Below are 18,286 nucleotides of genomic sequence, written 5' to 3' on the forward strand. Positions count from 1 at the left end.
GGAAATGATGAACGTTTTTGATTCGACGCCGCGTGTCGGGCGAGAGACGGTCCTCGGCGCATCCGGGGCGCTGTACCTTCTCTCGCTGACGATGCCGGCGATGCATTTCGAAAAGGAAGCGTCGCTCAGCGGGCTGTCGGTTCTCGCCCAGGGCTGGTGGGGACTGTTCATGCTCAATCCAGTATGGCTCGCCAATCCGCTCTACGTCGTTGCGGCCGTCCAGCTCGCCCGGAACCGATATACGCGTGCGAGCCAGTTTTCGGCAGCTGCGCTCGCATGTGCGCTCTGTTCATTGTTCGCGACAAAGTGGTACTTCAACGAAGCGGACGCGACGCCGATATCCGGCTACGGCGTCGCGTTTTACGTGTGGCTCGTCGCGCATGTCGTACTGCTCGCGGGCAGCTTGCGCTTGCGCCGGGAAAGCGCCGTCGCGCCGCAGGGAAAATGAGTGCCTGCGCGTGTAGACGCTGATTTAGATCCATTCCAACAACTACACATCACGAGAGAACTAGCATGACGGATTCCGAAAACCGTATCCGGATTCACGAAGGCAGCATCGTTCTGCCGGACGGTTTCGAGGATCGCACGACCAACCTGTTCGTGCCGGCCGATACGGCTGCGCAGCCGAACCTCAGTGTCGCACGCGACTGGCTCAAGGACGGAGAGACCCTTGCGCCGTATATCGACCGGCAGATCGCGCTGCTCAAATCGAGGCTGCAGGGACACCGGGTGCTTTCGCGCCAGGCTGAACGGCTTGGGCCTGAAACCGATGGAATGCCGGGGGAGCGCATCGACGCTGCCTATCGGAACGGTCCAAAGACCGTCTTTCAACGGCAAGGTGCATTCATCGTTGCCCCGGGACGCGTGCTGATCTTTACCGCATCGAGCGCGAAGAGCTTCGGCGAAACGCTCGACGCATTGTGGCGCAACTGGCTCGACGGCTACCGTCCGGCAGAACAAGAGTCGGCATAACAACAGCAAAGGACAACCATCGTGTACGAAGCCGCACGAGTCACTGATCCGATCGATCACACCAGCGCGCTTGCGGGCTTTCTGGTCGGCGCCGTGCTGGGCATTGCCCTGATCGCCGCAGTTGCCTTCGCCACATTCACATGCGGATTCGGCGTCGCGTTGCTCGCGGGGATGATGGCCGGTATCGGAGCGCAGGCTCTCCTGTCAATAGGAGAGTCGATCGGGAAGATGTTCAGCTCGCAATCAGGCAACATCATTACAGGTTCGCCGGACGTCTACGTCAACTCCCTCTCGGCGGCCTACGCGACGTTGAGCGGCGTGGCATGCAGCAAGCACAATCCCATTCCGCTTGTCGCGCAAGGATCGACGAACATCTTCATCAACGGGCGGCCCGCGGCGCGGAAGGACGACAAGATTACCTGCGGCGCGACGATCGGCGACGGTTCTCACGACACGTTCTTTCACGGCGGCACGCAGACATACCTACCAGTCGAAGACGAAGTGCCGCCGTGGCTGCGAACGGCGACGGAATGGGCGTTCGTGCTGGCGGGGCTGGTCGGCGGCTTGGGTGGGTTGTTGAAGCAGGCTGGCGGGCTGTCGCGCGCGGTGCTGCCGTGCGCTGCGAAGTTCATCGGCGGGTACGTGCTCGGTGAGGCGTTCGGGCGGTACGTTGCCGGGCCAGCGATCAACAAGGCGCTCGGCGGGATGTTCGGCAACCCGGTCGACGTCACGACCGGAAGAAAGATCCTGTTGGCCGAATCGGAAACTGACTTCGTGATCCCGAGCCCGATGCCGGTCGCGCTCAAGCGGTTCTATTCGAGCAGTATCGACTATGCAGGGACGCTTGGCCGCGGCTGGGTCGCGCCGTGGGAGCTTCGCCTGCATGCCCGCGACGGGCGCCTCTGGTACACCGATGCGCAAGGGCGCGAGAGCGGATTTCCGTTGCTGCGTGCCGGGCAAGCCGCATTCAGCGAGGCCGAGCAACGCTATCTGACCTGTACGCCCGACGGCCGCTACATCCTGCATGACATTGGCGAGACGTATTACGACTTCGGCCGATACGAGCCGGACTCCGGCCGCATCGCCTGGGTGCGCCGTATCGAGGATCAGGCGGGGCAGTGGTGCCAGTTCGAGCGCGATAGCCGCGGCCGCGTCGCCGAGATTCTGACGTGCGGCGGAATGCAGGCCGTGCTCGACTACGAAGGGGAGCACGGCCGCCTTGGTTCGGTCACGCTAGTCCATGGTGACGAACGACGCCTCGCTGTCGCTTACGGGTACGATGAAAACGGTCAATTGGCGTCCGTGACGGATGCGAACGGGGCGGTCGTACGGCGATTTACGTACGTCAATGGCCTGATGGCGAGCCACGTGAACGCACTGGGTTTCACGTCCAGTTATGTGTGGTCGACGATCGAAGGACAGCCGCGGGTCGTCGCAACGCGCACCAGCGAGGGCGAGGACTGGTCGTTCGAATACGACGTTGATGGCCGGCAGACTCGCGTCCGGCACGCCGATGGTCGCACCGCGCACTGGCGCTTCGACGCACAGTTTCAGATTGTCGAGTACACCGACTTCGACGGGGGACTCTACCGGATCAAATACAACGACGCCGGCATGCCGGTGATGCTGATGCTGCCGGGTGAGCGCACGGCCGAGTTCGAGTACGACGACGCGGGCCGGATCGTCGCCGAGACTGATCCGCTTGGCCGCACGACACGCACTCGCTATGACGGCAACAGCAGGCGGCCTGTGGAGATTGTCGGGCCTGACGGTGGTGCTTGGCGTGCAGAATACGATTCGCAGGGTCGGCTGCTGGTGAGTCAGGATCCGCTTGGCCGCGAAAACCGTTACGAATATCCGAAAGGGCTGACCTCGCTCCCGCTCGTGCACATTGATGCACTGGGGGGACGTAAGACTCTCGAGTGGAATAGGCTCGGCGAGCTCGTCGCGCGCACTGACTGTTCCGGCAAAGCGACGCGAACCACTTTTGATCCGTTCGGTCTGCCGGTTATGCGTGAGAACGCGCTTGGGCAGCGCATCACGTACGATGTGCGTCCGACCGGCGAGCCGCTCCGCATCACATATCCCGACGGAAGTTCGGAGACCTTCGAATACGATGCAGCCGGGCTTATGGTTCGGCACGTTGGCCTCGGCGGAAGGGTCCGACAGTGGCTGCGCAATGCGCGTGGCCAGGTCGTCGAGATAAGCGATCCAGCAGGGCGTCGGACCCGTTATCGGTACGATGCCGACGGGCGGCTTCGAGAGCTACTGCAGGACCGCGCGTGCTATGCGTTCACGTACAGTGCCGGCGGTCGGCTCTTGACCGAGACGCGACCGGACGGCGTGGAACGGCGGTTCGGGTATGGGGACGCTGGGGAATTGCTCACGCTTGATATCGTAGGGGCCCCGGTCAACGGCGCTAATGCGAATCGCCCGATTCGCACTATTCGCTTTGAGCGCGACCGGATGGGCAATCTGAAGGTTCAGCATACGCCGACCGAGGTAACCCGCTTTGAGCGCGACAAGGGCGACCGGACGGTGAAAGTTGAGCGTACGCCGACTCCAGCCGGTATTGCGCTTGGCATCACTCCCGACGCCGTGAGCTTCGAATACGACAAAGCGGGTCGCCTTATGGCCGAGCACGGCGTGAACGGCACAGTCGAATATGTGCTCGATGCGCTCGACAACGTGACAACGCTAGCGCTGCCGCACGACCAGAGCTTGCAGATCCTACGGTATGGTTCAGGCCACGTTCACCAGATCCGTTGTGACGATCAGGTGGTGAGTGACTTCGAGCGTGACGATTTGCATCGTGAAGTGATGCGCACACAGGGGAGGTTGACTCAGCGTTCCGCATACGATCCGCTTGGTCGGAAAGTCTGGCAGTCGGCAGGATTCCAACCCGAAGCGCTGGGGCGTGGGCGCGGGCACTTGTGGCGGAATTACGGGTACGACGCCGCTGGTGAGCTCATCGAGATGAGCGACGGCCTCCGTGGCAGTACGCAGTACAACTACGATCCTGCCGGGCAGCTGACCCGGCGGGTGAACACGATGGATCGGCAAGTTGAAGAATTCGCGTGGGACGGCGCCGGCAACCTGCTTGACGATGCGCAGCGCAGCAGCCGGGGGTACGTCGAAGGCAATCGCCTGCTCATGTGGCAAGATCTCCGTTTCGAGTACGATCCGTTTGGCAATCTGACGACGAAGCTGCGCGGAGCGAACCAGACGCAGCGGTTCACCTACGACGGGCAGAACCGACTGATCGCAGTCCGAACGCACGACGCGCGTGGCACGGTCGAATCTCGGTTCGAATACGACCCGATCGGGAGGCGTATTGCGAAGACGGATACCAGTTACGACCTGCGTGGCGTAAAACTGCGCAGCGAGACGAAGCGGTTCGTATGGGAGGGGCTACGGCTCGCGCAAGAGGTGCGCGAGACTGGCGTGAGCAGTTACATATACAGTCCAGATGCGTCGTACTCTCCAGCGGCACGCGTTGATGCGGTTATCGCGAACGCACTGGCGGCGGTAGCGATCGACACGGCGAAGCTGGCGTCGCGGATATACCACTTCCATACGGATCTGGTGGGCGCCCCATTGGAAGTTACAGACGAAGCTGGAGAGCTAGCGTGGGCAGGGCAATATACGGCGTGGGGCAAGGTCAAGCCGAACAGTCGAGAACTGACTTCGGCACGCACGGATCAGCCGCTCCGCTATGCTGGACAATATGCCGATGAAAGCACGGGCCTTCACTATAATACTTTCAGGTTCTACGACCCTGATGTAGGCCGGTTCATTAACCACGATCCGATCGGGCTGCTGGGTGGCGACAATTTGTATGCGTATGCTCCCAATCCTACAGGATGGATCGATCCGTGGGGCTGGTTTGGGGAGAAGCCGTTGAACTCTCCGGATGTAACGAAATGGCTTGAAAAAGGTGGTACCGTTCACGTCGAGGTGGAGTCGGGGACGTGGGTATATACCAACGCAAAAGGTACGGTTGTCCGTTATCCAAATGGTTATCCTGATTTCAAGCCGTATGAGGTCAGATCTGTAGACGTTGAGGGGCTGAAAGGAAATCACAGTAGGGCGCCAACAGGGGACTTTGGATTGGCGGATGCAAAGGCAGGAAGCCCCGCCGACTACACGAAAAATACTTGGCACCACCACGAGAACATGGTAACGATGCAGGAAATTCCGAAGGATATTCACAGTGAATTCACCCATAGGGGTGGCGTCTCTAACTTGAAGAATCAATCGTCGTGTTAAGGAGGTAAGGTGCCAGTTCTGTATGGAGCAAAACCTGCACAGCCGCTCCTCGGTAAATTGGAGGCGGAACTCGGATTCGTTCTTCCGACGGATTACAAGGAGTTTTTGAAGAAGTGGAACGGCATATTCATTGGTGGCGCCGACTATCTCGATTTTGATTTTCCTGGTGTCGACAATGGAATGATTTCGTTTGCTTCACTTTTTGGGGTCGGAGCGAGCAACGAGAATTTTGATTTAATCGAGCAAAACGAACGTGTCAGAGGTGAGGTCGATTTTCTAAACGATTTCTTTGTGATTGGAGATGATCCAGGCGGTAATTACTACGCGCTGGCGCGATTCGATAACGTTGAAAAGGTCCTGTATTGGGATAGAACGCATCTGCATGCGGATGACACGGCGAAGCCGGATATTGCAGAGGTGTCAGAATGTGGCAACCTCTACAATGTAGCCGATGGATTCTCGGCATTTCTGGATATGATCGTCGCCGGAACAAAACAAATGCAGTTCGTCGCGGTCGACGACTGGCCTGGCTAAAATATGGATGTCGTCGTCGCTGAGGTCTCGCACTAGGGCGGTATTTTCAATGATTAAGGGTTGAAGGCGATGAATGACGATTTTGAGCAGGCGCGAGCGGCATTGCGATCATTCATGTTGGAAATGAATCAATGGGAAAAGGATTTTTGCAAGAAAAAACCTAGTGCTCTGGAAAGCGGTGGCGATGTATCTGAAATTGACGGCCGCGCACGGAAAGATCTTTCGGCTATTTTAGAGAAATGGGCGTTCCAAGAAAAAACAAATCAAGGTCGCTTGATTGACTTGGGTTGTTCGGATCCGCCGACATACGATCCTGAAACGGATGTCGAAGATAGCGTGGAATCCACCGATGGGGAGGTGGTTTTCACCATCCGTCAGACATTGGGAATGTTGACGATATCCCGATTCACGATGAAGGAAAAGGCGGGTAGGTGGATGGCGAAGAAAAAAGAGTTCCTTAATTTTAAGGATAAATGGCAGCGTTCGGTTCTCTAACAACGTCGCTCGCCCCGTTTTCGTGATTGGGTGTTGTCAAGACCGACGGAATGGGGCGCCCTTTGGTTACGTGCGGAAAGATAAATAGTATCGGTCTGGATGTCTCGGGTGCTGAGAGGAACGTGCCGACATTTTTTCTTGAGCCGTGTGAGGCCGGGATGCGCGAGGAGTTGCACCGCGCCATAATAGCTGATGGATTCTCGGTATTTATGGAATTTGGATGTGGGGCGGTGCGTGAGTAACGTTTACGGTTTGAGGCAGGATGAAGCATTTCAGCCTCTCGTTCAAGTCGATGATGACGGTGAAATCGCATATGACAAGAGCGTAGCTATACGAGCAACCGCTCTATGTGGGCGAGGGTTTGGCCGAGACTATGACCCCGTTAAGCTTACGTGGGGCACTTTGCGCAGAAAAAAGACCAGCGACGTTCATACGATGCTATCTCCGTTTCTCGTGTTTAGTGAGAGGGCGCTTGATGTATTGGCGCCGGTACTTCGTGACAGCGGGGAGATATTGCAGGTCGAGGCCCCGATAAAAGACATGTTCGGATTTCATGTAACCCGGGTGATCGAGAATGCTGTCGATATGGATGCATCAAAATTCAAAGTCTACCCTCAGGCGACGATTTTTAATAAAATATTTATTCTGCAGAGTCGCATTGAAGGGGCTGATATATTTCGCCTAAAAGAAAGCCCTGCTTCAGTATTTGTATCCGGGCGTTTTAGAGGGCTTGTAGAGCAAAATAAATTAAAAGGGTTCGATTTCGGAGGGGTCATTTCGCAATCTGAGAAGTAGGGTTTCGCAACACCCGATGGCTGGTCAGAGCATGGCCAGGGTGGCCTCGATTTCACGAGAGTAACGTGTGAGAATCATACATTGGGGGTGGTCGACTTCTAGGCCTCTATGCGCGGGTACGCCAACGAAAGGAATTTAGCGGAGCAGCAACGCTGAATGGAAAGGTTGGCACGCGCAGTATCGATTTCGATGTCGCAAGGGACACGAATCAAGTCGATGCGGCTCCTATCTGTTCTACACGATGGTCCAGTGTCGGGCGTGTCGTGTTGACGAGGTGCTTCGTCAGATCCATCAACTCGCGCGCCAGGCGGGCGGCCGCTGTCTTTCGGAGCAGTATGCGGGCCGCGGCACACCACTCCAGTTTCTCTGTAAGGCAGGGCGCGCTTTCGAGAAGACCGCTGAGAATCTGCGAAAAGGCTCTTGGTGCGTGCTCTGCGCGAGAGCGCAACATTCGCGGCGCATGGCCGATCCGCATGGGATGACGCGCATGCGAGCCGCAGCAAGAGCGAGAGGCGGCAAGTGTTTGTCGACCGGCTACACGAAACTGACAGAGCGCTATCGTTTCCGGTGTGCTGTTGGACACGAATGGGAGACTTCCGGTACCGAGATCGTGCGGGGTGCATGGTGTCGAATTTGCTCGGACCGAGAGAAGGTGCACGCATATCGTCACAGGGACGGCCTGGCGAGGCTACGTGAAAGAGCGAAGAGCCACGGTGGGGTTTGTCTCTCGAAGGTCTACGAGGGCAGCAAAGCGTACTGCAGGTTCCGGTGTGGTGCTGATCAGAATCTTTCGTGGTGCTTGGTGCGCGGAGTGTCAGGCGGGACTCGATGCGCTTTGGGATCGAGCGCATGCGCCAGCGGGCGACGCAACTGGGCGGTTGTTGGGGGGGCATTGGTGCCCAGTATGTAGCCGCGACGCGTCCAAGCTTGGGGTTCATCTGATGAAAAACATTGAGGCTGAGCGTGGTGGGAATTGTGTCTGAATAGCGCAACCAGACTTGAGTGGGAATGTGCCCGAGGCCATCGATGGCTCGCTACACCGAATACGATTCGACGTGGCCACTGGTGTGCCGGTGTTATTTCATCAGTATCACAACAACCGAAAGGACTCGCCGCAAGCGGTGACATGAAGCGGTCGGGAGGTGAGCTTTTCAACCAGATGTGCGACGCGCCGGCGCGTTTCAGCTGAGTGAGGACGTCCTTGGCGGACAATGACGCGATAGGATATGAGCCGTTGCTCAATCGCTCATGACGTACTGTTTTGTTATGCTCTGGTGTGATCGCATGGAATCAGAGACGAACGATGCTCATTCGAGAACAAGGGCGCCTCATCAAGTTGCTTCGGGTCGAACCTCCAAAGCGGCCTTCCATCAGGGCGCGGGCGCGCGAATGTGTCATCGGTACGTTTCGTGCCGATGAACCTGTCCCGACTGGGCTGCTTGACACTCTGTCCCGCGACGAGCGGAAGCTGCTCGAGCGATGGCTCGAAGCCTATCGGGAAAGCAAGGCGCGCGATCAAGTGCGCCCCGTGCTGGCTAGCGCATCCGAACAGCTCGAGAGGCTCGTTGGTGCGCTCGAAGTGGCGGCCGACACTTTGTCGAGCGCCGAAGCAGATCAGATTTGGGCGCAGCTTCATGCGATTGCGCGCACGTTGAAGAGAGCGGGCCATCCGCGGCCTCGAGCAGCCCGTCGGCCGCCGGCTCCACTTCCAGGGCAGCGGGACTTCTTTGGTGAATTCGACGGGCTCGAGCGGCTGGTCGAACAATGAACATGCGCTGCGTGGTTTTCTCTATGCGAGGCCGGCGAGCATAGGGGCTGGTCGGCCGTCGTCCACAACAACGGCATCTGGATCGAAGTGCTTTCGCGGATCGCCTGATCGGCTTCCTTCGCAGGCCGCCCCCGCCGAATTGCGGATTGGGCATTTCCGTTTGGCACTTCACTTACGCTGATTTGCTGGTACTTGCGTGCCCAGTCGGTCCCGAGTACATCGGCGGAGAACACGACACCCGGCGCAATCCGAACAAGCTGGCTCATCGACAAGTTCTCCTAAGCGGACTGTACGTCGAAGTGCGCAGCGGCGTAGCGAGCGCTGCAGTTCCACACTTCGACGCCGTCACGGGCGAACGTAGCCCATCCGTCTTTCACGATCGTCTCTGCGCGCGGAAATACTTCGCCGTGACCGTTTGCCGGCGCAGCAAATATCGTCCGCTCGCGACATGCCGCCCAGTATGTCCCATCAGGTAAAGATGGGGCGCGTCCCGGACGCAGCCGAGTCCGTGAGCGCGGTTTTTTGTTGAGTTTGGGCGGGAAACTGCTCGGTCGTCGTTTGCCATCAGGGCGTTGCGGCCGATATTGCATTCCGCTGAGTTCAATATGGGCAGGATTGTGGGTAAGGGGCTATCGGCGACTCCGGGAGTCCTACCTGGCGGAGCTGTGCGGGCGATGATCAGAGTCTGCTGCCTTCCGCCACGCGCTCGACTGAGCGCGCGCCTGTCGAATCGATTCAGGAGAGTGGCATGCGCATCGACCAATCGTACCGGCGCTTCGACATCGCGGCGACGCTGTCGCCGCTGCCCGGCAACCGCGCGATCGCGATCGTCGACGTGACGACCGACGATCCGGGCCGCGTCGCCGATCTCGGCACCGGCCAGTTCCTCCAGATCCGCAAGTGGCTCGAGTCGAACGACATCGCGCTGCTGACGGTGGTGTTCGACGAGTGCAAGGTCGCGATCGACCACTACGCGGACAACGTCGACGACGCTTGAGTGCGAGCGGGCCCGCCCATGGCCGGGCTTCGCTTCGCCGCCGCTTCCTCTGCTACCGCAATACATCATGACGTGCGCCGGACGAACGGCTGCCGTGCGAGCGCGCGCGGCCGCGCCGTCGCGTTCGCATCATCTGTTCACCACGCCGGCCGGATTTGACGTTTCCTCGCCAAACTGTCACTTACATTCGCCGAAATGACGCAGTAGGATGCCGAACCTTGTCTTGATGAGATTCGCATTGCTATCCGCCTTCAATTTCGGTAACGGACGAGGTTCCAGCCGGGACACCCGCACCCGGCGACGGCTATCCGGCTTCGTGCATCGGCGCGGCGGTGCCGCTCATGCGGCGCAGGCCGGTTCATCGCTGGCGGGGCGAGGCGGATGAAGCTCTACGAGAAATTTGCGAACGACGTAGAGCGACTCATTCGGCAAGGGGTATATCGACACGGCGACCGTGTGCCGTCGGTGCGTCAGGCGAGCCAGCAGCACCGGATCAGCATCACGACCGTACTGCATGCGTATCTGCTGCTGGAAAGTCGCGGGCTGCTCGAAAGCCGGCCGCAGTCGGGCTATTTCGTGAACCTGCGGCGCGACGACAGTCATGCGCCGGTACGCGAGTTGCGGCCGTCGAAGCCGATCGCGATCTCGTCGTCGGTGGATGTGAGCCGGCTCGTGCTGTCGACGTTGCGCTCGATCGGCACGGACGACGCGGTGCCGCTCGGCTCGCCGTATCCGGACCCGAGCCTGTTTCCGTTCGAGAAGCTGAACCGCTACGCGTACGCGGCTGGCCGCGACAAGTCGCTGTGGGGCGTGACCGACGGGCTGCCGCCCGGCCATCCGCGGCTGATCAGGCAGATTGCGCGCCGCTACCTGGAAAACGGGATGTCGGTGGACCCGAACGAGATCATCGTGACGGTCGGCGCGACGGAGGCGATCAACCTGTGTCTGCAGGCGGTGGCGAAGCCGGGCGACACGATCGCGGTGGAATCGCCGACGTTCTACGCGATGCTGCACGCGATCGAGCGGATGGGGATGAAGGCGATCGAGGTGGCGACGCATCCGGAATACGGGATCGACATCGCGGCGCTGGCCGCGATCGCGAAGTCGCAGCCGATCGCCGCGTGCATGGTGATGCCGAACTTCCAGAATCCGCTGGGCTTCCAGATGCCGGACGAGCGCAAGCGCGAACTGGTTGAGTTCGCAACGAAGGCCGACCTGCCGATCATCGAGAACGGCGTGTACAACGAACTGTACTTCGGCAACATGCATCCGAGCACGCTGAAGTCGTTCGATCGCCATGACATCGTGCTGCATTGCGCGTCGTTCTCGAAGAGCCTGACGGCCGCGTACCGGATCGGCTGGGCGTTGCCGGGCCGCTACCGCGAGCAGGTCGAGAAGCTGAAGTTCCTGAACACGCTGGCGACACCGTCGTTGCCGCAGCTCGCGATCGCGGAGTTTCTCGAACGCGACGGCTACGAACATCACCTGCGGCGGATTCGCAAGGCGTATGCGCAGCAGGCGAACCTGATGCGCGCGATGGTGTCGCGGTTCTTCCCGGACGGCACGCGCATTTCGAGCCCGGCGGGCGGCTACGTGCTGTGGGTCGAGCTGCCCGCGCAGATCGACGCGATGCGGCTGTACCAGCTCGCGCTGGAGCAGGGGATCACGATCGGCCCCGGCTACATGTTCTCGATCGCGGACAGCTACCGGAATTTCATCCGCCTGAACTACAGCAGCCCGTGGTCGCCGGAAATCGAGCGCGCGGTCGTCACCGTCGGCAAGCTCGCCGCATCCTGCATCGACTGACCGCGCCGCGGCGGGCGGCGCGCGACGTCATGTCAGCCGGTACGACTGCGCGCCCGTGCCCGCGAGCGTGCCGCCGTCGACGATCAGGTATTCGTTGCGGATCGGCTTGCCGTCGAACCAGCATTGCAGGATCTCCAGCGTGCCGGCCGCATAGCGCGCCTGCGCGGACAACGACGTGCCGGAGATGTGCGGCGTCATCCCGTTGAACGGCATCGTGCGCCACGGGTGATCGGCCGGCGCCGGCTGCGGAAACCATACGTCGCCGCCATAGCCGGCGAGATGGCCGGACGTGACGGCATTCACGACCGCGTCGCGGTCGACCAGCTTCGCGCGCGCGGTGTTGATCAGGTACGCGCCGCGTTTCATCCGCGCGATCATCGCCGCGTCGAACAGGTGCTCGGTCGACGGGTACAGCGGAATCTGCAGGTTGACGATATCGACGGCGCTCGCGAGCGACGCCACATCGGCGTGATACGTGAGCGCGAGCGCCTGCTCGATCGACGCATCGAGCCGATGGCGCTGCGTGTAGTGCAGCTGCAGGCCGAACGGCTGCAGCCGGCGCAGCACGGCGAGACCGATGCGACCCGCGCCGACCGTGCCGAAATGCATCCCTTCGACGTCGTAGCTGCGCGACACGCAGTCGGCGATGTTCCAGCCGCCCTGCTGCGCGATCGCATGCGACGGCAGGTAGTTGCGCACCAGCGCGAGCGTCGTCATCACCACGTGCTCGGCGACGCTGATGCTGTTCGAGCCGGTGACTTCGGCAACCGTGATGCGCGCGCGCGCGGCGGCGTCCAGATCGACGTGATCGGAGCCGATGCCGGCCGTCAGCGCGAGCTTCAGCTTCGGCGCGCGGGCGATGCGTTCGGCGCTCAGGTACGCGGGCCAGAACGGCTGCGAAATCACCACGTCTGCTTCGGGCAGCCGGCGCTCGAATTCGGAGTCGGGGCCGTCCTTGTCGCTCGTGACGATCAGCGTGTGGCCGTGCGCTTCCATATAGCCGCGCAAGCCGAGCGCGCCGGACACCGAGCCGACGAGTTCGCCGGGCCGGAAGCCGGGCGGGCCGGCCGGCGTCGGCGCGGTTTGACCGTCCGCGTAGTGCGTGACGACCGGAATCGTGTCGCGCACGTAGTGCGGCGGATAGCCGTCGACGGGATCGGGGTAGAGCACGCACAGGACGGTGGCCATCGGGTAGTGCTCCTTTGACAGGTGAAGGCGGCACGCGGCTTGCGCGGGTCGCGCCGTGCCCCTCGCAGGCGGCCGCCGTGTTGCGCCGCAACGCTGATCACGTTCTACGCCGGTCGCGGATCGCGTACAAGCTACAGTCCGCGTTTGCGTGCGCTGCGAGGCGTCTGTACCTGTTCTTTTCAGGAGGGATGGCGATAATGGGATCGTTACCTGACTTTTCGGGAGCCACGTCATGACTGGAAGCGATGCTGCGTCCTCACCCGATCTCACGCAAGGGATCGCGCTCGACGATCTCGCCGACGGCGCGATGATCGAAGGCCATGTCGGCGATGCGGCGGTGCTGCTCGTGCGCCGTGCCGACGAACTGTTCGCGGTGGGCGCGCAATGCCCGCACTACGGCGGCCCGCTGGCCGAGGGCCTGCTGGTCGGCGACACGATCCGCTGCCCGTGGCATCACGCGGCGTTCTGCTTGCGCACCGGCGAGATGGAACGCGCGCCGGCGCTCGACGGGCTGCCGTGCTGGCGCGTCGAGCGGCGCGACGGCCGCGCGGTCGTGGTCGATGCGCGGCCGGCCGCCGCGCCGCCTGCGCTGAAGGCGGCCGGGCTGCCCGCATCGGTGGTGATCGTCGGCGGCGGCGCGGCCGCAATCGCGGCGGCCGTCACGCTGCGGCAGGAAGGCTATCCGCATCCGATCACGCTGCTGAGCGCCGATGCCGATCCACCGTACGACCGGCCGAACCTGTCGAAGGATTACCTCGCGGGCACGGCTCAAGCCGATTGGTTGCCGCTGCGCGCACCGTCGTTCTATACCGAGCAGCGGATCGACGTGCGCTGCAATACGCGCGTCACCCGCATCGATCCCGCGCAGCGGGCGGTCGAGCTCGCCGACGGCAGCCGCATCGAATACGGCGCGCTGCTGCTCGCGACAGGCGCCGAACCGAATCGGCTGAACGTGCCCGGCGCCGATTTACCGCACGTTTGTACGTTGCGCTCGCGCGCGGATTGCGATGCGCTGATCGCGAAGCTGAAAACCGCGCGCCACTGCGTGGTGGTCGGCGCGAGCTTCATCGGGCTCGAAGCGGCCGCCGCGTTGCGCACGCGCGGGGTCGACGTGCAGGTGGTCGCGCCCGATACGCATCCGATGGGCCGCGTGCTCGGCGATGCGCTCGGCGACACGATCAAGGCGCTGCACGAAGCGCACGGCGTCGTATTCCATCTCGGCGCGACGCCCGCGCGGATCGGGCCGGACAGCGTGACGCTGTCGAACGGCGACGTGCTGCCGGCCGACGTCGTGCTGGTGGGGATCGGCGTGCATCCGAACGTCGAACTCGCGCAGGACGCCGGGCTCGCGGTCGAACGCGGCGTGACGGTCGACCGCTTCCTGCAGACGAGCGCGCCCGGCATCTATGCGGCCGGCGATATCGCGCGCTGGCCCGATCCGCTGACGGGCGAGCGGATTCGCGTCGAGCACTGGGTCGTCGCCGAGCGGCAGGGCATCGTCGCGGCGCGCAACCTGCTCGGCCAGCAGCGGCCGTTCGACGCGGTGCCGTTTTTCTGGAGCCAGCATTACGACCTGACGATCCGCTATGTCGGGCATGCGGAGCAATGGGATCGCGTCGAGATCGACGGCGACCTCGGCGAGCACGACTGCTCGATCGCGTACTGGCGCGGCAACACGCGGCTCGCGGTCGTGACGATCGCCCGCGATCTCGACAACCTGAAGGCCGAAGCGGCGCTCGAGCGGCAGACGGCTTCCGCATGAAAGCAGCATGACGACACCCACCGAACCTTGAATGGAGGCGAAATGAACCCTGACGTCCGTGCCCGTTTCGAAACCGAGTTCGCGCCGCGCATCGCGACGCGCTTGCGCGGCCTGTATCAGCCTGGCGAAGTGAAGGTCGACGTCGTGCCGCACGACGGGCAGGGCAGCCCGACCTGCATCGACGTGATCGGCCTCACGTCGACGGTCGGCCTGCCGAACCGGTTGAACGCGCGGCTCGCGTGGCGCGACGATGCGATCGCCGGTCTGCTGGCCGAGCCCGACCATGGCCGCTTCGATCGCTATCTCGCGGTGCTGCCGGTCACGATCGAGCGCTGGCAGATGGAATTGCCGGTCGATTTCAGCAGCCGGACGCAGCGCGATCGCGAGATCCTGATCGGCGACCTCGATTTCGATGCGTGACGTGCGTCGCGCGATGCCGGCCGATGGGGCGCGGCCGAACCGCGCGCGGTTACCGGTCGCGCGTTCGGATGATCACGCGCCCCTGGTCGATGCCGCCGCGCAGCGCTTCGTCGCACGTGAGCCATTCGGGCGTGACGAGTTCGGGCGCGGGCAGGTCGACGGGCGTGCCGTCGCGGAAGATCCGCACCTGCGCGACCCATGCGCCGTTCGCGTTGCGCGTCGCGTCGACGCGAATTTCGTGACCCATGAAAGTGTCGGTGGCTTGCATCGAGCGGGGCCCTCCGTCGTGGATGAACGTGGTGCGTGGATCGTATCAGCATGGCGGGCGCCGCGCATCGAAAACGAACCGGCGTGTGCGTGTCACGTGCCGCGCGAGACGGGAGCGACCCTGTGGCCTTCGACCTGACCTTTTCCATCAAGGTGTTCGCGGCGCTGTTCGCGATCATGAACCCGATCGCGAACATTCCGGTGTTCCTGTCGCTGACCGAAGGCGCGGCGGACGGCGTGCGTCGCAAGGTCGCGCTGACGGCCGCGATCGGCGTGACGGTCGGCTGCATCGTGTCGGCGGTCGCAGGGGGCGCGATCCTGCACGTATTCGGTTTGACGATCGACGATTTCCGCCTCGCGGGCGGGCTGCTGGTGCTGTTGATCGCGCTGTCGATGCTGCATGGTGCGCCGAGCCGCCAGCATGCGCCGGGCGCCGACGAAGGCGCCGATCCGGCGGCGGCCGACAGCGTCGCGATCTACCCGCTGACGATTCCGTTGCTGGTCGGCCCCGGCACGATCGCGACGATGATCGTGCTCGGGCACAGTGCCGTCGCGACCGGGCAGGAACTCGCGTTCGCGCTCGGGCTGGCCGCATTTCTCGTGCTGCTGGCCGTGTCGTTGCTGTCGGCGCCGTTGATCGGCCATTACCTGTCGCCGCGCGTGACGGCCGTCACGCAGCGCCTGATGGGGATGATTCTCGCGGCGATCGCGATGCAGATGATCGTCGCGAGCCTGAAGGCCGCGTTCGGGTTGCCGCATTGAGCGCGCCCGTTCGCCTGCATGGAGTCGCTGAATGAACACGCTGATCGTCTTGTCCTATCCCGATCTCGACGCGGCGCGTCGCGCGCTGGCCGAACTCGGCACGCTGCGCGACCGGCACGTCGTCGCGCTCGCGGGTGTCGTGATCGTCGAGTGCTCGACCGACGGACAGTTGCGCACGCATGCAGTCGATCCGGGCCGCGTGTCGTCCGGTTCGCTGCTCGACAGCGTGGTCGCGCACGTCGAATCGTCGCTCGACGCGTGGCGCGAACGTCCGGCGGACGATGCGCTGACCGACCGCGTCGCGCGCAAGGCGCGCCCGGGCACCGTGTCGCTCGGGCTGGCCGCGACGCAGCTCGACATCTACGCGCTGAGCGCGGCGCTCGCGCCGCTGGGCGGCGAAGTGACCGACACGACGCTGTCGATCGACGACGAACTGAAGCTCGTCGAAGCGATCTCGAACGCGCGCGACGGCAGCGGTGAGCCCGGCGATAGCGGTCCGCCCACGGACTGACGCGCCGGCACGGCCCCTCCCCGAAGACGAAGCGCTTTCTGTCCGTGCGTCACGGCGCGCCGCGCGCGCCGCACAGGCGCATGCCTTGCTCGATCGGCTCGACGGTGACCTTCACCGTTTCCGCTTTCGACAAGGAGGGCCTGACATGAAAGCAGTCGTATTTCACGGCATCGGCGACATTCGCATCGACACGGTGCCTGATCCGGAAGTCTCCGCGGCGACCGACGCGGTCGTGCGCCTGACCGCCAGCGCGATCTGCGGTACCGATCTGCACATGGTGCGCGGCACGCTCGGCGGGATGAAGCCGGGCACGATTCTCGGCCACGAGGGCGTCGGCATCGTCGAGGCGGTCGGGCGCGACGTACGCAACCTGCGGCGCGGCGATCGCGTGCTGATTCCGTCGACGATCGCGTGCGGCAGTTGCGCGTACTGCCGCGCCGGTTACACCGCGCAATGCGACGTCGCGAACCCCGGCGGGCCGCGCGCGGGCACGTCGTTCTTCGGCGGGCCCGCTGAAACCGGCCCGTTCGACGGGCTGCAGGCCGAATACGCGCGCACGCCGCTTGCGCATGCGAGCCTGATCCGGCTGCCCGATACGATCGACGACGATCGCGCGATCCTGATGTCGGACATCTTCCCCACCGGCTATTTCGGCGCGCAGCTTGCGGAAGTGAAGCCGGGCGATACGGTCGCCGTGTTCGGCGCGGGGCCGGTCGGGCAGTTCGCGATCGCGAGCGCGAAACTGATGGGCGCCGGCCGCGTGATCGCGATCGACCGCATCGCGTCGCGGCTCGAGATGGCGTGCGCGCAGGGCGCCGAGATCGTCGATTTTTCCGAGGACGATCCAGTCGACACGATATTGCGTCTGACGGGCGGGATCGGCGTCGATCGCGTGATCGACGCGGTGGGCGTCGATGCGATGCGCGCGACGCACGGGCCGGCTGCGGCCGATCGCGACGCCGCGCGCGCGTTCGATGCGGAAGTGGACGCGATCGCGCCGCACCGCAAGCCGGACGGCCGCAACTGGGTGCCGGGCGACGGGCCGTCGCAGGTGTTGCAATGGGCGGTGCGCGCGGTCGCGAAGGCCGGCACGATCTCGGTGATCGGCGTATATCCGCAGGCGGCGCGCGTGTTTCCGATCGGCGAGGCGATGAACCGGAATCTCACGATCAAGATGGGCAACTGCAATCACCGGACGGTGACGCCGCCGCTCATCGAGCTGGTGCGCAGCGGTGCATTCGACCCGCTGTCGGTGCTCACGCGCAGCGAGCCGCTGACGAACGCGATCGATGCGTATCGCGCGTTCGACGTGCGCGAGCCCGGCTGGATGAAGGTGAAGCTGACGCCGTGACGACACGAACCGAAACGATGCAAACCTAAACGATGCAAACCGAAACCGGGAGCACTGCGATGAGCGATCAATACGACAACTGCATGGCCGCGTGCGATGCGTGCGCGCACGCGTGCGACACCTGTGCGGCCGCCTGCCTCGCGGAGCGCGACGTGCACGCGCTGGCGGGCTGCATCGCGCTCGACATCGAATGCGCGCAGCTGTGCCGCTTCGCGTCGGGCGCGATGGCGCGCCGCAGCGGGCTCGCACCGCGCATTTGCGCGCTGTGCGCGCACGCGTGCGACTTGTGCGCGGCCGAGTGTTCGCGGCATGCGCACGAACATTGCCGCCGCTGCGCGCTTGCATGCGAGGCGTGCGCGGCGATGTGCCGCGCGATGGCCTGAGGCCGG

General features: G+C 63.1%; 17 protein-coding genes. 15 read left to right on the forward strand and 2 right to left on the reverse strand.

The genetic code is table 11. From position 1 onward, the window contains the following. Positions 1-4: 4 nt before the first annotated feature. The 9 genes from CFB49_RS31640 to CFB49_RS31690 all read left to right on the forward strand — a co-directional run bounded on the left by CFB49_RS31640 (position 5) and on the right by CFB49_RS31690 (position 11,636). Positions 5-448, forward strand: a complete 444-nt coding sequence (locus CFB49_RS31640) for a hypothetical protein (RefSeq protein ID WP_089493339.1) — start codon at positions 5-7, stop codon at positions 446-448. Positions 449-513: 65 nt separating this feature from the next. Then, complete coding sequence (locus CFB49_RS31645) at positions 514-972, forward strand: DUF1795 domain-containing protein (RefSeq protein ID WP_089493340.1); 459 nt, start codon at positions 514-516, stop codon at positions 970-972. Positions 973-993: 21 nt separating this feature from the next. After that, positions 994-5,241, forward strand: a complete 4,248-nt coding sequence (locus CFB49_RS31650; protein WP_089493341.1) for an RHS repeat-associated core domain-containing protein — start codon at positions 994-996, stop codon at positions 5,239-5,241. Positions 5,242-5,250: 9 nt separating this feature from the next. Next, positions 5,251-5,775 carry an SMI1/KNR4 family protein gene (locus tag CFB49_RS31655; protein ID WP_089493342.1) on the forward strand — a complete coding sequence of 175 codons (525 nt, stop codon included), beginning with the start codon at positions 5,251-5,253 and terminating at the stop codon, positions 5,773-5,775. 69 nt (positions 5,776-5,844) lie between these two features. Then, the gene (locus CFB49_RS31660; RefSeq protein WP_089493343.1) at positions 5,845-6,270 is read left to right on the forward strand and encodes an NTF2 fold immunity protein; all 426 of its coding nucleotides are present in this window, start codon (positions 5,845-5,847) and stop codon (positions 6,268-6,270) included. A 234-nt stretch (positions 6,271-6,504) separates the two neighbouring features. Beyond that, a complete protein-coding gene (locus CFB49_RS31665; RefSeq protein WP_256979935.1) occupies positions 6,505-7,065 on the forward strand; it encodes an imm11 family protein in 561 nt (186 codons plus the stop codon). 1,303 nt (positions 7,066-8,368) lie between these two features. Beyond that, complete coding sequence (locus tag CFB49_RS36550) at positions 8,369-8,833, forward strand: hypothetical protein (protein ID WP_179234990.1); 465 nt, start codon at positions 8,369-8,371, stop codon at positions 8,831-8,833. 748 nt (positions 8,834-9,581) lie between these two features. Continuing rightward, positions 9,582-9,830 (forward strand): hypothetical protein, encoded by a 249-nt coding sequence (locus CFB49_RS31685; protein ID WP_069619127.1) that lies wholly within the window; start codon positions 9,582-9,584, stop codon positions 9,828-9,830. Between the two features lie 381 nt (positions 9,831-10,211). After that, positions 10,212-11,636, forward strand: coding sequence for an aminotransferase-like domain-containing protein (locus CFB49_RS31690; protein ID WP_089493345.1), 1,425 nt, complete (start codon positions 10,212-10,214; stop codon positions 11,634-11,636). A 27-nt stretch (positions 11,637-11,663) separates the two neighbouring features. On the opposite strand, the gene CFB49_RS31695 is transcribed toward CFB49_RS31690, so the two are convergent. Continuing rightward, positions 11,664-12,824 (reverse strand): NAD-dependent formate dehydrogenase, encoded by a 1,161-nt coding sequence (locus CFB49_RS31695; protein WP_089493346.1) that lies wholly within the window; start codon positions 12,822-12,824, stop codon positions 11,664-11,666. 232 nt (positions 12,825-13,056) lie between these two features. Here CFB49_RS31695 and CFB49_RS31700 point away from each other — a divergent pair, with 232 nt between their 5' ends. Further along, positions 13,057-14,586 (forward strand): FAD-dependent oxidoreductase, encoded by a 1,530-nt coding sequence (locus CFB49_RS31700; RefSeq protein WP_089493347.1) that lies wholly within the window; start codon positions 13,057-13,059, stop codon positions 14,584-14,586. A gap of 42 nt (positions 14,587-14,628) precedes the next feature. Then, positions 14,629-15,006, forward strand: coding sequence for a DUF5594 family protein (locus tag CFB49_RS31705; RefSeq protein ID WP_069619123.1), 378 nt, complete (start codon positions 14,629-14,631; stop codon positions 15,004-15,006). A 49-nt stretch (positions 15,007-15,055) separates the two neighbouring features. On the opposite strand, the gene CFB49_RS31710 is transcribed toward CFB49_RS31705, so the two are convergent. Further along, positions 15,056-15,274: a DUF6566 family protein gene (locus tag CFB49_RS31710; RefSeq protein WP_069619122.1), complete on the reverse strand. Its 219-nt coding sequence runs from the start codon at positions 15,272-15,274 to the stop codon at positions 15,056-15,058. A gap of 122 nt (positions 15,275-15,396) precedes the next feature. Here CFB49_RS31710 and CFB49_RS31715 point away from each other — a divergent pair, with 122 nt between their 5' ends. The 4 genes from CFB49_RS31715 (at position 15,397) to CFB49_RS31730 (ending at position 18,280) form a co-directional block, all read left to right on the forward strand. Next, the gene (locus tag CFB49_RS31715; RefSeq protein ID WP_089437703.1) at positions 15,397-16,035 is read left to right on the forward strand and encodes a MarC family protein; all 639 of its coding nucleotides are present in this window, start codon (positions 15,397-15,399) and stop codon (positions 16,033-16,035) included. 31 nt (positions 16,036-16,066) lie between these two features. Beyond that, a complete protein-coding gene (locus CFB49_RS31720) occupies positions 16,067-16,546 on the forward strand; it encodes a hypothetical protein (RefSeq protein WP_069619120.1) in 480 nt (159 codons plus the stop codon). A 145-nt stretch (positions 16,547-16,691) separates the two neighbouring features. Beyond that, complete coding sequence (locus tag CFB49_RS31725) at positions 16,692-17,897, forward strand: zinc-dependent alcohol dehydrogenase (protein WP_089493348.1); 1,206 nt, start codon at positions 16,692-16,694, stop codon at positions 17,895-17,897. A 59-nt stretch (positions 17,898-17,956) separates the two neighbouring features. Continuing rightward, on the forward strand, positions 17,957-18,280 hold the full coding sequence (locus CFB49_RS31730; RefSeq protein WP_175975264.1) for a four-helix bundle copper-binding protein: 324 nt from the start codon (positions 17,957-17,959) through the stop codon (positions 18,278-18,280). Positions 18,281-18,286: the final 6 nt, after the last annotated feature.

It is taken from the genome of Burkholderia sp. AU17457, from assembly GCF_002223255.1.
Lineage (GTDB): Bacteria > Pseudomonadota > Gammaproteobacteria > Burkholderiales > Burkholderiaceae > Burkholderia > Burkholderia sola.

Coding starts and splice junctions, on each gene's coding strand:
- CFB49_RS31640 (WP_089493339.1), top strand. CDS start 5: ATGATGAACGTTTTTGATTCGACGCCGCGTGTCGGGCGAGAGACGGTC.
- CFB49_RS31645 (WP_089493340.1), top strand. CDS start 514: ATGACGGATTCCGAAAACCGTATCCGGATTCACGAAGGCAGCATCGTT.
- CFB49_RS31660 (WP_089493343.1), top strand. CDS start 5,845: ATGAATGACGATTTTGAGCAGGCGCGAGCGGCATTGCGATCATTCATG.
- CFB49_RS36550 (WP_179234990.1), top strand. CDS start 8,369: ATGCTCATTCGAGAACAAGGGCGCCTCATCAAGTTGCTTCGGGTCGAA.
- CFB49_RS31685 (WP_069619127.1), top strand. CDS start 9,582: ATGCGCATCGACCAATCGTACCGGCGCTTCGACATCGCGGCGACGCTG.
- CFB49_RS31690 (WP_089493345.1), top strand. CDS start 10,212: ATGAAGCTCTACGAGAAATTTGCGAACGACGTAGAGCGACTCATTCGG.
- CFB49_RS31695 (WP_089493346.1), bottom strand. CDS start 12,824: ATGGCCACCGTCCTGTGCGTGCTCTACCCCGATCCCGTCGACGGCTAT.
- CFB49_RS31700 (WP_089493347.1), top strand. CDS start 13,057: ATGACTGGAAGCGATGCTGCGTCCTCACCCGATCTCACGCAAGGGATC.
- CFB49_RS31705 (WP_069619123.1), top strand. CDS start 14,629: ATGAACCCTGACGTCCGTGCCCGTTTCGAAACCGAGTTCGCGCCGCGC.
- CFB49_RS31710 (WP_069619122.1), bottom strand. CDS start 15,274: ATGCAAGCCACCGACACTTTCATGGGTCACGAAATTCGCGTCGACGCG.
- CFB49_RS31720 (WP_069619120.1), top strand. CDS start 16,067: ATGAACACGCTGATCGTCTTGTCCTATCCCGATCTCGACGCGGCGCGT.
- CFB49_RS31725 (WP_089493348.1), top strand. CDS start 16,692: ATGAAAGCAGTCGTATTTCACGGCATCGGCGACATTCGCATCGACACG.
- CFB49_RS31730 (WP_175975264.1), top strand. CDS start 17,957: ATGAGCGATCAATACGACAACTGCATGGCCGCGTGCGATGCGTGCGCG.